10 protein-coding genes are annotated in these 14222 nt (G+C 40.5%); 4 read left to right on the top strand and 6 right to left on the bottom strand.

Annotated features, from left to right (window positions below; all coding sequences use genetic code 11):
• Positions 1 to 30: 30 nt before the first annotated feature.
• The 4 genes from ACTRWE_RS00155 to ACTRWE_RS00140 form a co-directional block, all read right to left on the bottom strand.
• Positions 31 to 2913, bottom strand: coding sequence for a ligand-binding sensor domain-containing diguanylate cyclase (locus ACTRWE_RS00155; RefSeq protein WP_013465219.1), 2883 nt, complete (start codon positions 2911 to 2913; stop codon positions 31 to 33).
• A 110-nt stretch (positions 2914 to 3023) separates the two neighbouring features.
• Positions 3024 to 3686, bottom strand: a complete 663-nt coding sequence (locus ACTRWE_RS00150; protein WP_013465220.1) for a CatA-like O-acetyltransferase — start codon at positions 3684 to 3686, stop codon at positions 3024 to 3026.
• 151 nt (positions 3687 to 3837) lie between these two features.
• Entirely contained in the window at positions 3838 to 4878 is a 1041-nt protein-coding gene (locus ACTRWE_RS00145; protein WP_016900411.1) for a Leu/Phe/Val dehydrogenase, read from the bottom strand.
• Positions 4879 to 5311: 433 nt separating this feature from the next.
• Positions 5312 to 6838, bottom strand: a complete 1527-nt coding sequence (locus tag ACTRWE_RS00140) for a fumarate hydratase (RefSeq protein ID WP_138562907.1) — start codon at positions 6836 to 6838, stop codon at positions 5312 to 5314.
• Positions 6839 to 7004: 166 nt separating this feature from the next.
• On the opposite strand from ACTRWE_RS00140, the gene pabB reads away from it, so the two are divergent.
• The 3 genes from pabB (at position 7005) to ACTRWE_RS00125 (ending at position 10409) form a co-directional block, all read left to right on the top strand.
• A complete protein-coding gene (gene pabB, locus ACTRWE_RS00135; protein WP_138686811.1) occupies positions 7005 to 8363 on the top strand; it encodes an aminodeoxychorismate synthase component I in 1359 nt (452 codons plus the stop codon).
• Positions 8356 to 8931: an NUDIX hydrolase gene (locus ACTRWE_RS00130; RefSeq protein ID WP_008112778.1), complete on the top strand. Its 576-nt coding sequence runs from the start codon at positions 8356 to 8358 to the stop codon at positions 8929 to 8931. Before pabB ends, ACTRWE_RS00130 begins: the two co-directional genes overlap by 8 nt.
• A 101-nt stretch (positions 8932 to 9032) precedes the next feature.
• The gene (locus tag ACTRWE_RS00125; RefSeq protein WP_008112780.1) at positions 9033 to 10409 is read left to right on the top strand and encodes an L-serine ammonia-lyase; all 1377 of its coding nucleotides are present in this window, start codon (positions 9033 to 9035) and stop codon (positions 10407 to 10409) included.
• 265 nt (positions 10410 to 10674) lie between these two features.
• Here the strand turns inward: ACTRWE_RS00125 and cysB are convergent, their stop codons facing one another.
• Positions 10675 to 11652 carry an HTH-type transcriptional regulator CysB gene (cysB, locus tag ACTRWE_RS00120; RefSeq protein WP_008466190.1) on the bottom strand — a complete coding sequence of 326 codons (978 nt, stop codon included), beginning with the start codon at positions 11650 to 11652 and terminating at the stop codon, positions 10675 to 10677.
• A gap of 295 nt (positions 11653 to 11947) precedes the next feature.
• On the opposite strand from cysB, the gene ACTRWE_RS00115 reads away from it, so the two are divergent.
• Positions 11948 to 12703 carry a hypothetical protein gene (locus ACTRWE_RS00115; protein ID WP_013465225.1) on the top strand — a complete coding sequence of 252 codons (756 nt, stop codon included), beginning with the start codon at positions 11948 to 11950 and terminating at the stop codon, positions 12701 to 12703.
• Between the two features lie 115 nt (positions 12704 to 12818).
• On the opposite strand, the gene ACTRWE_RS00110 is transcribed toward ACTRWE_RS00115, so the two are convergent.
• Complete coding sequence (locus tag ACTRWE_RS00110; RefSeq protein WP_008113045.1) at positions 12819 to 14111, bottom strand: NCS2 family permease; 1293 nt, start codon at positions 14109 to 14111, stop codon at positions 12819 to 12821.
• Positions 14112 to 14222: the final 111 nt, after the last annotated feature.

Below are 14222 nucleotides of genomic sequence, written 5' to 3'. Positions count from 1 at the left end.
AGTAATGGGTGCAGTGAGGCTGTTTTTCAATCACATCACTTCAGTTCGATTTCGGCCATTGTTTTTTGCCTTATACAAAGCTTGGTCAGCCCGTGATAATAATCGGTCATAATCATCAACATCACCAGAGTCGGAAACACCAAAACTCACGGTTACGCTGAGGCCTTCTGCGATATTTGAAAAGTTTTTATTTTCAATACATTTGCGTAACTTCTCGCACATTTCTTGTGCCTGCACTGCACTCATATCAGGAAACACAAAAGTAAACTCTTCGCCGCCCCAGCGAGCTACCTCTTGCTCACCTTCGCAGTGCGCTTTAAGAATGTTAGCTACTTCACATATAACCTGATCACCTATGAGGTGTGACCAACCATCGTTAATCCGTTTAAAGTGATCAATATCCATAATAGCGATAGCAAATGATTTATTACATGCTTTAAAGTCTGAAAAGTTATCCGCCAGCCAGCCATCAAATGCGCGGCGATTCGGTAAATCGGTAAGCTGATCATGGGTGGCTTGATACGCAAAGGCACTGGCTTGCTCTTGCAGTGCTTGCGTTTGCTTCACCACTCGACTCGTTAATTCTTTTTCTACTTGTTTGTAGTGGTACAAGCGATAACGATATGCGCTGTATATAACAACAACAAAAATAAAAAATACTAATAACTTAAAGCTTGTTTTTTGCCAAAAGTGCGATTGAATTTCAAAGTTAACGACTTTGTGATTTTGTTGCCAATCAGTATTTGGATAGGCTGCACGTACAGCAAAAGAATACTTGCCCGCAGGTAAGTTAGTGTATTCAGCAGTCGCTATGTGTTGACGGTTGATCCATTCGTTATTAAAGCCTTCCAATTTTGTTTGAAAGTTTAATCGCTGCGGCATAATAAAGCTCAGTCCCGCGTATTGAAATGACAAGCGCGTCACCCCTGGTGGTAAAATAATAGTTTCACCGTCTATAGGTAACGACGTTGGTTTACCATCAACAGAAAAGCTTTCAACAATCGTTGGTAACGCTATTTTAGTGGCTTCTTTTAAGCGTTCCGGTTTTACTGTACTCACCCCTTTTGCGGTAGCAAACCAAATTGTGCCATCTGAATGAGCGGTTGCAGAGGGGGTTGAACCGCCATTTGCTTGTGCACTGAGCATGCCATCACCCTCATCGTATAATTGAAAAGCTAACGACTGACTATTGTTTGTAGGTGAATCTAGTAGCTCATTAACCTGTTTATAATTAACTTCAATAATGCCACGGTTACTTGATAGCCAGAGTGAGTCTTTAAACGGCACAATTTGAAAAAGCTTATCGACCGGTAATCCTAGCTCTCGTCCTAAAATAGTCATATGCCCATTTGCATGCTGATAACGCAATAAACCTCTATCGGTCGCCATCCACGTGTATTTATCGTCAATATAAAAGCCAAACGCATATTGAGCCGAAAACGCTTTAGGGAACTGGATTGGTTGAAATTCCTCCGTATTGGTATTGTAAACCACCACGCCATTACCAGTTCCTATCCAAATGTTAGCGGCTTTATCCTCACTCAAAGCCAGAATAAAACCACTCGGCAACTCTCTCTCATTAGTAAATTGCACTAAACTGCCGTCGGTATTAACGCGTGTCAGCCCCATAGCCGAACCAATCCATAAACGATTTTTTGAATCAAAAAGTAAAGATCTTACTTCATTACTACCTAAGCCATTATCACGGTTTAAATAAGGTATGAGTTCGTTATTAACCACCTTCAACACACCTGAAGTGTATGTACCTACCCAAACATCACCTTGGCTTTGTTCAAGTAAGCTCAATACTGAATAAGGAGAGCCTTGCTTAGTGCCTTTAATATGGGTAATTTTATTGTTTTGCAGCCGATCTAAGCCAGTGCTTCCCCCTATCCATAAACTGCCATCAGAATGTGACAGGACCGTGCGGACATAATCGCTAGACAAACCTCGCTTTTTGCCCCACGATGAAAACGGCGCTTCTCTTAACCTAAATACACCAGCATTGGTGCCTACCCAAATACTATTTTCTCTGTCTTGTAACAAAGAAAGAATACGGTTGGCGGGTAAACCATTTTTAGCATCTAATTGCTCTAAACCATCGACGCTAAGCCTAAAAACACCTTTATTAATGGTGCCAAACCATAAATCACCATGGTTATCTTCTAATAAACTAGAAATCGACTCAGCACTAAGCTGTGGATGGGGTGACTCGAACACATTGCCATTTAATACTCGCGCACCTCTTTCACTACCAATAACAAGGCGTCCTTCACGGGTAATCAATAGAGTATATACAGGTGCATCTGGTAACCCTTGTTGTGGCGTCATCAAAGTGGGTTTGTAGTTGACTATTTTATACAGGCCATCACTGGTCGCCGCCCATATAACCCCCTTAGGGTCTTCAATGATTCGATACGCACTGACATTTTGTATTATTGGGATGTCTTGAGTGCTACTAGCTGAACGATAAAACACACCATCATTCTCAAGCGCTAGCCACAAGTTATCATTTTTACTTTTAAATATATGATTAACCATAGCTTGGGCAGGTGGTTGAGTGTCCCATTGTCGGTGCTGATATAAACTAATACCGCCGCGCGCTCCGGCTATGAGTAAGCCGCCATCGGATGTGGGGGTAAGCGCACGTACGCCTGAGTCAGGCAAATCGGTAATTTCTGAGCGGGTAAATAGTTTGAATTCTTGACCGTTAAAGCGGGCAAGCCCTTCCCAAGTACCTACCCATAAATAGCCATCTTGTGTTTGTGCAAGGCTATTAATGCTATTGTGAGGAAGGCCCGAACGGGTATTCCACGTTTCAAAAAAATAATCGCGCAACGGCAGGCGAGTCTGTTGCTGAGCATCAACAGTAAAAATCACCAACAAGAAGCATAAAATCACCAAGCGATTCATCAGACACTGCCTTTATAATTATTAGTTTTTATATTTGAGTAAATTCAAGGTGAAAATTTAATTAAAAAACATCACCAACAAATAATAACATAAGATTTACAACTTTTTCATTAAGTATTATCACTTAAACTATCAAATGTATGTTGTAATTGTTGAACGAACTTAGCCACATGTAGTCCATCTAGTAACGCATGATGAACATCAATGGAGAGTGGCATTTCTCCGGTATTAGGGTTGTATTGGCCGAACACAAATTTAGGAATGCCACAGCTTTGACCCTGGGTAAACGCATGCGAAAAGCTACTAAAGTTTAACCAAGGTAAAACAGAAACGTGAATTAAATCAGCTTGCCCTTCTGTTGCCGCAAAAGCATCAGAAAACAGCGGGTTTAATTTTGTGGTATCGCTAATAGCTTTCGCCTCACGGGAAAATTTATTTAACGACCCGTGTAATTTAAAATAACTAAAGCGAAACGACTCATCATCGGCAAGCTCGACTACACTTGCCCGCGTAGCACTTAAGTAACAAGGTTTTTGGTTAATAATGCGCAGCATCATCGGCTCATACTGATGACAGACTTTTAATAAGCAATAAATATAACCATGAAAAAAAGCAATATTAGCTTGTTTACAGGCGGTATATAACTTTTTCGCATTCAGTTGTACGCACACATTAAAATAAGGCTGAGTGAACTGCTGAAATAACTCAAAGTGTTGCTTTCGAGGCCATTGCTCAAAATCAAGAGGGGTAATAGAAAAATCAGTAGAGGACATAAAATATAGATAAAGTGTAAAACTAAATTTTACCGTGCTTTATCTATATTCGCATTAACTAAAATGACGCTTTGGGTGTAGTTATACCAAAGTCTTACATGAGGTGTAAAAAAGGAGCGTATTTCGCTCCTATTTTAAACCGAGTGGAAACTTAAAGTCCGTTTTCAATAATTTCTTGTGCCAGTTCATCGGCAATTAAATGCGTTGATTTTTGCTCTTTTTCACTACGGGTAAAAATTTCACTAAGTGTATCGTAAATTCTTTCTACGTGTTTATTAGAAGCCTCTTTACTGTAACCCTCTGGTGCAGTTTCGTAATAAACGTTAATAATACCACCTGCATTTATTACATAATCAGGCGCATATAAAATACCTTTTTCACGTAAAATTTCACCATGGCGTGATTCAGCAAGTTGATTGTTTGCACAACCTGCTACTATCGTTGCTTTTAAGCGTGGGATTGTTGTGTCATTAATAGTGGCACCTAATGCACAGGGTGCATAAACATCCACATCTAGGTCGTATATTTCATCAATACCAACTGCGGTTGCGCCAAAATCATTTACTACACGTTCTACTGCAACATGATTAATATCGGTAACAAATAACTCAGCACCAGCTTCAGACAAATGTTTACATAATCCATAAGCTACTGCACCTAAACCTTGCACCGCAACTTTAATACCAGAAAAGTCTTGAATACCGCGTTGATGGTTAAGCGCTGCTTTCATACCTAAAAACGTACCATAGGCTGTAAACGGCGAAGGGTTACCACTTTTTCCTTCAAGGCCTAACACGTAATTTGTTTCTTTGTTCATTAACGCCACATCATCACAGGTAATGTTTACATCTTCTGCTGAGTAGTAGCTACCATTTAGTCGCTCTAACTGGCGACCAAATGCGCGAAATAACTGCTCTGATTTGATTTCTTTGGCATTACCAATAATAACCGATTTACCACCACCAAATGGCAAGCGTGCTACGGCATTTTTATAGGTCATCCCTTTTGATAAACGCAGCACATCATATACTGCGTCTTTATCGTTAGCATAATCCCACATTCTACAACCGCCTACCGCAGGGCCTAAGTTTGTGTTATGTACCGCAATAATGGCCTTCAAACCAGACGCTTTGTCTGAACAAAAAACCACTTGTTCATGGTTATCAAATTCAACTTGATTAAATACAACCACTTTAAATACTCCGAAAATAATGGGCCCTTTTGGGCAAGCACGCTACAAATTGTCGAGACTTTATCACTTCAGTTAATGGTTCGCCACACTATGAGTAGATAAACCAAATAAAGCGCATCAAAGTGAAAAATAAAATGACTTATCGTTAAAAGTAAGCATAAAAATTCCAAAAATAACCATTTGATTAAGTATAAAAGCTAAAAACACCATCGCAATTAAAGCTTACGCTTACGTGAACGTCACCTTGCAGTTATTTGTAAACTTAACCATACACCCTAAAAAAGTATACTACAGCTTAAAATACAATGGCTTATACACTAATTGCCTACGCAGCATAAACTGGTCTGAGGTGTATAAGTCTTTGCAAATGTAAAAGTAAATAAAAAAGCGAGCACACAGTGCTCGCTTATATGATTGCTTTTTAAGTAAAAATTTACTTCATTTTGCTGTCTAGCTCTTCAATTTTTGCTTTCCAAATAGCAGGGCCTTGGGTGTGAGCATTTGCTCCTTCACTGTCTACGGCAACTGTTACTGGCATATCTTCTACTTCAAATTCGTAGATAGCTTCCATACCTAAATCTTCAAAGGCAACAACACGTGCTTTTTTAATAGCTTTAGATACTAAGTAAGCCGCACCGCCTACCGCCATCAAATACACTGACTGGTGCTTTTTAATAGACTCAACCGTTGCAGGGCCTCGTTCAGCTTTACCAATCATACCCACGATGCCGGTTTTTTCTAACATCATATCGGTAAATTTATCCATACGTGTTGCCGTTGTAGGACCCGCTGGGCCTACTGCTTCATCGCCTACTGCATCCACAGGGCCAACGTAATAAATAAACTTGTTATCAAAATCAACACCTTCAGGTAAACCTTCCCCTGAGTTGATCATATCTTGCAGACGCTTATGAGCAGCATCTCGACCCGTTAAAATAGTACCTGAGAGTAAAACGGTTTCACCCATTTTCCATTCTTTAGTGTCTTCTTTAGTAAGAGTATCTAAATTAACACGGCGTGTGCCCTCACCCACTTCGAAAGTCACTTCTGGCCAATCTTCTAATTTAGGTGCTTCTAAATTCGCAGGGCCTGAACCATCAAGAGTAAAGTGAACGTGGCGCGTAGCAGCACAATTTGGGATCATAACCACTGGCTTTGAAGCCGCGTGAGTTGGCGCCGTTTTAATTTTAATATCAACAACCGTGGTTAAACCGCCAAGGCCTTGCGCACCAATACCTAATTTATTCGCACGTTCAAAGATTTCTAAACGCAGCTTTTCTTCTGTTGTTTCTGCGCCGCGCTCAATGAGTTCATGAATATCAACCGGATCCATTAATGACTCTTTGGCCATTACCGCTGCTTTTTCTGCCGTGCCACCAATACCTATGCCTAGCATGCCTGGTGGACACCAACCCGCCCCCATTGTTGGTAACGTTTTTTCTACCCACTCAGCCACATCGTCAGATGGGTTTAACATCACCATTTTACTTTTGTTTTCTGAGCCGCCGCCCTTAGCAGCGACCATCACTTCGACTTTATCGCCTGCAACTAAGTCAATGTGAACCACTGATGGCGTATTATCTTTAGTGTTTTTACGTGTTCCCGCAGGATCTGCAACAATCGATGCACGTAAAGGGTTATCTGGATTTAAGTACGCACGACGCGTTCCCTCATCAACCATTTGTTGTACGGTTAAGTCGGTTTTATCCCAATTAACATCCATCCCTACTTTTACGAAACAAGTGATGATCCCGGTATCCTGACACAGCGGGCGCTTACCTTCTGCCGACATACGCGAGTTAATTAAAATCTGCGCAATCGCATCTTTAGCGGCTTTGCTTTGCTCTTTGTTATACGCTTTTTCTAGCGCTTGAACAAAATCAAGAGGATGGTAAAACGAGATGTATTGCAAGGCATCTTCGATGCTATCAATAAAGTCTTGCTGACGAATTGTACTCATAGTGGTTCCTTAAGTTGTTGTTACGCACGCTGCACGTAAGCTTTATCAAACCCGTGACGGTGGTTCGAACTGTTTTCAACCACAGCGCTCACTAAACGCTGCCAAAAAAATTTGACTTATGATACCCTCCCAGCCCGTTTCGAGCCAGTTATTAAAGGGGTAGTAAATGCTAAACAATAAAAAAAATTGTGTTGAATTAGCCATATCACAAAATTGTTTTGAGGTATTTTCGCATTTTGCTCATTTACCCTACGCTATTTTGCTAGATTCGGGTGATAGCGATCACATAAACAGTCGTTTTGACATGATTGCGATTGACCCCCAGAGCACCCTTGAAGTCGAAAATAATCAAAGCGTTTTTAATAACCAGCCAAACATAAAAAGCTGCTTTGAAATAATGAATAATGAACTGGCAAAGTTAGACAGCACTAAAGCTGCCAACAACTTACCTTTTAATGGTGGCTGGCTGGGTTATTTTGGCTATGACTTAGGCCGTACTATAGAGCAACTTCCAAGCAGCGCTTTACACGACATAAATTTACCGCAAATGGCGGTTGGACTTTACCTCGATGCACTGATTTACGATAAACAACTGCGCACGTGGTTTTATGTTTCGCAGCCCAATGTAGACCGCCTTTGGCTGTATCAACATCATTTAGCGCAACCAACTAAACACGAAAGCTTTTCGCTTACATCACCGTGGCAGTCAAATATGAGTCAGACTAGCTATAGCGAAAAGTTTGCCGCGATTGAAGAATACCTAAAAAGTGGTGATTGCTATCAAATTAACTTAGCGCAGCGTTTTAGTGCGCATTACCAAGGCTCGCCTTGGAGCGCCTATGTTAAATTAACTCAGGCTAATAAAGCGCCTTTTTCTAGTTTTATTAATCATCCCCAGGGCGCTGTTTTGTCAATCTCACCCGAGCGTTTTATTGCAGTACACGACAATAAAGTAGAAACAAAACCCATTAAAGGGACTTTACCTCGCAAAGCAGATGCCCTTGAGGATGCAAAACAAGCGACCTTGCTGGCAAATTCGAGTAAAGACCGCGCCGAAAATGTCATGATAGTGGACCTGCTGCGAAATGATTTAGGAAAAGTCGCTAAACCGGGCTCGGTTATTGTGCCCTCATTATTTGCTATTGAAAGTTTTCCGGCGGTACACCATTTAGTGAGTACGGTCACCTCAACCCTTGATGAGGGTAAAACAGCGGTTGATCAACTGGAAGCTGCGTTTCCCGGTGGTTCAATTACAGGCGCACCAAAAGTCCGTGCCATGGAAATAATAGAAGAACTAGAGCCACATAGACGTAGCATTTATTGTGGCTCTATTGGTTACATTAGTGGCTGCGGCAATATGGATACCAGTATTACTATTCGAACTTTAGTCACACATCAACAACAAATATATTGTTGGGCTGGGGGTGGTATTGTTGCTGATTCAAAAGTCGAATTGGAATATCAAGAAACTTACGATAAAGTAAATAAAATACTTCCTATATTAAATGAAGGTCGCTTTGAATAGTGAAACCATTTCGGCTCGTTTTCAATTAAACCGCAGTTTAGCCGTGGATCAGCTCAAAGATAATAAAAAAAAGCGCGCAAGCGCAGTAATGCTGCCATTGATTGATATAGATAACGAAGCACACATTTTATTGTGTAAGCGACCAACCTACCTTCATCACCACCCTGGGGAGATTTGTTTACCGGGCGGCAAGTTTGAAATTGATGATGTTAACCTACGCACCACCGCACTGCGTGAATTACATGAAGAGCTTAATATTGCCCCGCAAAATGTCCATGTGTTAGGTCAGTTACCTGAATATTCAACCCTGACCGGATTTACTATACGCCCCTTTGTAGGCTTAATTAAAAAAGAAACAGTGTGGGAAAACGACCACAACGAAGTGCAAGCTAGCTTTTTACTCTCTATAAAAGCGCTGAATAACGCGGCTAACTGGCAACCTTTGCCATTTGAACGAGGTGGAAAAATCATTACCTTAAATGGCTTTATCACCCCACATGGGCTTTTGTGGGGAGCCACAGCCAGCATTATTAAAAACTTTACAAAACAACTCGCCATACCAGTTTAAATCTTTACTAATAAGGGTTACACACCTGCGTTTCCACGTTATTATAGTCGACCGTTCAAAGAACAGCTTAATGCTGAGAAAACTAAGTAGAGACACACATTATGATCAGTGCATTTGATATGTTTAGCATTGGTATTGGCCCTTCATCGTCACATACCGTTGGCCCAATGCGTGCATCACGCTTATTTGTTAATGACCTAAACGAGCAACAACTATTAGCAAATGTGACCGATGTAAAAGTAGAGCTTTACGGCTCACTGGGCCAAACAGGTGTTGGCCACGGTTCGGGAAAAGCAGTAATACTTGGCTTAGCCGGTTATGATCCTGAAACCATTGATGCCGATTTAGTGGATGACATACTCGCTAAAATTGAAAAAGAACAGGTTATTTACCTAAACCAAACTCATAAAGCTAAATTCCCTAAGCAGGGCGCTATTGTTTTTCATCGCAGAAAGACACTCCCTAAACATTCCAACGCAATGGAAATTATTGCCTATAACAATGGCGAAAAAGTATATAGCAAAGTTTACTACTCTATTGGTGGCGGGTTTATTGTTACGGATGAAGAGTTTGAAAAAGAAAAACAAGCCGCTTTAGATATCCGTGAAGAAAACCCAGCCCCGTTCCCGTTTGGCTCGGCTAAAGAATTACTCGAAATGTGTAAAGAGTCGGGTTACAGCGTATCAACGTTAATGATGAAAAACGAAAAAACGTTACGCAGTGAAGAAGCCATTAAAGATGAGCTATTTAATATTTGGCAAGTAATGAAAGCCTGTATTGAGCGAGGTATGCGCACCGAAGGTATTTTACCTGGCGGATTAAAAGTAAAACGCCGTGCGCCAAGCTTATATTTAAAGCTTAATGTAGAAGTCAGTAACGATCCGCTGCGCGCCATGGACTGGGTTGATTTATTCGCATTAGCTGTAAACGAAGAAAATGCAGCCGGAGGACGTGTAGTAACTGCCCCCACAAATGGCGCAGCCGGAATTTTACCTGCAGTATTAATGTATTATCATACTTTTATTAAAGAAGTAGACCGTGATATTGCTACCCGCTACTTATTAACTGCCGCTGCAATAGGCATTTTATATAAAAAGAATGCCTCTATTTCTGGTGCTGAAGTGGGTTGCCAAGGCGAAGTCGGTGTTGCTTGTTCAATGGCCGCAGGCGCACTTACTGAAATTGTTGGTGGTAACGTTGTACACGTAGAAAATGCCGCTGAAATTGGTATGGAACATAACTTAGGGTTAACCTGTGACCCTGTTGGCGGCTTAGTGCAAGTCCCCTGTATTGAACGTAATGCAATGGGCGCTATTAAAGCAATTAATGCGTCGCGCCTTGCTATACGCGGTAGTGGTGAGCAAAAAGTATCGCTGGATAAAGTAATAAAAACCATGCTCGATACGGGTAACGATATGAAAACAAAATACAAAGAAACCGCTCGCGGTGGACTAGCCGTTAATATTATCGAGTGCTAATTAACCTGAACTCTGGTTAAGAGATTTACTAACATATTGAATCAAAATGATATTTATGTTTATTTTCTCTAGCTAGAGATTTTTAGTGAAAACAAGGCGAAATTACGCGTCAATAGCTAGCCTATTGCAAGTAAATTCAACGCAGTTAGCGCTGAAAATAGCTGCTTAAGATGGATTTATTATCCACAGTTCAGGTTAATTACATAGCACAAAAAAAGCCGCTTAGTTGCAAAACTAAGCGGCTTTTCATTGCTGTTTATGGCCGTTACTTTACAGGAAGTTCAATATCAGCAAATAACTTATCAACATCTTCTTGATTTCGCAGTAAACTCGCACGCTCTACTCGCTCTTTAGTTAAATGCGGTGCAAAACGTTCGATAAAGTCATACATGTAGGTGCGTAAAAAGCTGCCCTTTCTAAAACCAATTTTAGTCGTACTCGCCTCAAATAAATGGCTAGCATCAATGCACACTAAGTCGCTGTCGTTTACCTGATCAATTGCCATAGATGCAACCACACCCACACCTAGCCCTAAACGCACATACGTTTTAATGACATCGGCATCGGTGGCAGTAAATACAATATGTGGCTCTAATCCGTAAGCATTAAATGCTTTGTCGAGCTCCGAACGACCTGTAAAGCCAAATACGTAAGTAATGAGTGGGTATTGGGCTATATCAGCCACTGTTAAATTATCCACTTTTTTCGCAAGGGGATGATCTTTAGCAACCACAATACTACGATTCCAATGATAGCAAGGCAGCATTACTAAATCTGAATATAAATGAAGCGCTTCTGTGGCAATGGCAAAGTCAGCATCACCGCGAGCGGCTGCATCCGATATTTGCTGTGGTGTACCTTGATGCATATGCAGTGATACCGCAGGATATTTTTGAGTAAAGCCTTTAATTACACTCGGTAACGCATACCGTGCTTGTGTATGCGTGGTAGCAATATTAAGTTTGCCTTGATCCGGTAAAGTATGTTCATTCGCCACCGCTTTAATACCCTCAACTTTTGAGAGTATTTCGCGTGATATGTTAATGATTTCCTCGCCAGCGCCTGTAACATGAGTTAAATGCTTACCACTGCGGCCAAAAATTTGTACACCGAGCTCATCTTCTAACATACGTACTTGCTTAGAAATACCAGGCTGGGAGGTAAATAAACTCTCAGCCGTAGCTGAAACATTTAATTTATGATTTTGAACTTCTACGATATATCTAAGTTGTTGTAATTTCATGGCTATGTAGTTTCGTTATAATTCACATTGACAGATAAAAGCGCACCCTAACTATAGGTAGCTATATAAAAGGCTGATTAATGTTACATAATATAACAATTAATTTGTTGAAATTTCAGGTTAACACAATAAATAAACTTGAGATAGCAATGATTATCAGCAATCGAAACATAACATATTAAGATTTAAACGCTTTATGGTGACGCTTTTTTCAGTTAATCTGAGCAAAGTTTCCCACCTTTTATATATTTAATGTAAGATTAGATAATAAGGTTAAGAATTTGAGAATTATAACATGATAGTTTCCATTATAATTGTATTAATTGTTGCACTTATAGTCATTGCACTATGGGTTAGTGCTGTTCAGCAACACAAAGAAAAACAAGAAGCTGAACGACGCAAAGAGTTAACAAAACAAAAAGCAATCATTGAAGAAACCGAAGAAGCATTAATGAATAGCGCCAACATTCCACTTTCAGAGGCAACTCAGCGAATATTACAACGACGAATTCATGATGCGCTCAGTCAAATGGTGTCTATTTCAAGCGGAGGTAGTGGACTAAAAAACCGCTTAAAAGAAGCAAAAGAGCGACTACAAAACCCAATTCAAGACGGTTCAGATGGCTTTGTATTACCAGGCAACGACAAACAACTGATATCGCTGATACAAGGTATTAAAAAGTTACGCACTATTATTCGTTCTGAGCATAATAAAGGCAAAGTAGACAGCCAGGTATTTATTGCAGAAGACAAACGCCTTGAAAAGCTACAACTAAGAATCAACATTGAAAGCCAAATAAAACGAGGGTTATCAGCGCAAACAGCTGGAATGATAGGCTCTGCTAGGCAGTACTTTGAAAAAGCAGCTGCCACACTTAACAGTGTTTCATTTAATGACGATTACATTACGGCAAAACGAGCTGAAGTTGAAGGCTACCTTGAAACGATAAGTAATGAACTCAAGGCATCAAATGCTACATCATTGAAGAAAAAGAACGAACAAGAGCAAGATGATTTAGACGTATTATTTGCACCTAAAAAGAAATGGTAACTCCTTTCTAAATAAAAAAGCCCATGCAGTTGCATGGGCTTTTTTTTGAATAGGATTTTGCCCCACTTTGTGTTTACATACTAAGACATATACATATTCTAACAAGCTGCCTGCATTAAGATAAAAATGCGAACTTAACAATAAACAAGGCAGTTAAAATCCAAACACTAATGCTTACCTGATCTTTTTTGCCACACAGCACTTTTACTGCCGTATAAGAAATAAAACCAAGTGCAATACCGTGTGCAATTGAGAAAGTCAGCGGTGTCATTAACAATACAACACTCACCGGAATTGCATCAGTCATGTCGTCCCAATTTACAAACTTTAAGTTTTGTAGCATCAATACAGATACATATAAAATAGCTCCCGCGGTTGCGTATGCAGGCACCATTTGAGCTAAAGGCGCAAAAAACATCATCAGTAAAAAGCAGCAACCCACAACCACAGCGGTCAAACCCGTTCGACCACCAACAGATACACCTGCAACAGACTCAATGTATGACGTGGTTGTTGAAGTACCGAGCATTGCACCTGCAATAGTTGCTGTGCTGTCGGCGCTTAATGCACGACCTAAACGCGGCATATTACCGTTTTTATCTGCTAAACCAGCCTTCTGAGTTACCGCAACTAACGTGCCTGAGGTATCAAACAAATCAACGAATAAAAACGCAAAAATAACACTCAACATCGACAGTTCAAACGCGGCACTAAAGTCCAGTTGCATAAAGGTCGGCATGATAGAAGGTGGCATAGCAATAACACCATGATACTCCACTAACCCCATAGACACAGCAATCGCGGTGACTAGTAAAATACTAATCAGTACGCCACTTTTAAAATCGCGATAAAGCAGTGCAGCAATAACAAAAAAGCTGAAAATAGCCAATAAAGGACCTGGCGAGGTAATATCACCCAACTGCACCAGTGTTGCAGGACTTGATACAATAATACCGGCACTTTTAAGTGCGATGAGAGCTAAAAATGCGCCAATACCCGTTGCTATTGCTTGCTTGAGCACCAAAGGGATTGCATTAATAATCCACTCTCGCACCTTAAATAAGCTTAGAATTAAAAATATACACCCTGACATAAATACCGCACCCAACGCAGCTTGCCAGCTATAACCCATACCTAATACAACACCATAGGTAAAAAATGCATTTAATCCCATACCCGGTGCCAATGCCAGTGGATAATTGGCCCACAAACCCATAATAAAACACCCTATTGCAGCAGCAATACAGGTGGCAACAAAAGCAGCACCTTGGTCCATACCGGCTTCTGCAAGCATAGCTGGGTTTACGAATACGATATAAACCATCGTAATAAATGTAGTCATACCGGCAATACATTCACGGCGAACCGAAGAATCATTTGCACGGATTTTGAATAAGGCTTCGAGCATAATAAACTTGTGGTTGTAAAAAGTGGCGAGATTTTAGCATAAAAATAACTTTTTACAGGACATTTTACCTTGCTATATACTAAACTAGCTAAGTGATTAAAATAACAAACG

The sequence above is a fragment of the Pseudoalteromonas sp. G5_S1_54_S4 genome, assembly GCF_054968565.1.
The sequence above is the reverse complement of the archived record's forward strand: the minus strand, read 5'-3'. Positions and strand labels throughout refer to the sequence as shown.

Bases quoted from the DNA above. Each gene is read 5' to 3' on its own strand.
- cysB (WP_008466190.1), bottom strand. From the start codon at position 11,652: ATGAAATTACAACAACTTAGATATATCGTAGAAGTTCAAAATCATAAA.
- ACTRWE_RS00110 (WP_008113045.1), bottom strand. From the start codon at position 14,111: ATGCTCGAAGCCTTATTCAAAATCCGTGCAAATGATTCTTCGGTTCGC.
- pabB (WP_138686811.1), top strand. From the start codon at position 7,005: ATGCTAAACAATAAAAAAAATTGTGTTGAATTAGCCATATCACAAAAT.
- ACTRWE_RS00150 (WP_013465220.1), bottom strand. From the start codon at position 3,686: ATGTCCTCTACTGATTTTTCTATTACCCCTCTTGATTTTGAGCAATGG.
- ACTRWE_RS00140 (WP_138562907.1), bottom strand. From the start codon at position 6,838: ATGAGTACAATTCGTCAGCAAGACTTTATTGATAGCATCGAAGATGCC.
- ACTRWE_RS00125 (WP_008112780.1), top strand. From the start codon at position 9,033: ATGATCAGTGCATTTGATATGTTTAGCATTGGTATTGGCCCTTCATCG.
- ACTRWE_RS00115 (WP_013465225.1), top strand. From the start codon at position 11,948: ATGATAGTTTCCATTATAATTGTATTAATTGTTGCACTTATAGTCATT.
- ACTRWE_RS00155 (WP_013465219.1), bottom strand. From the start codon at position 2,913: ATGAATCGCTTGGTGATTTTATGCTTCTTGTTGGTGATTTTTACTGTT.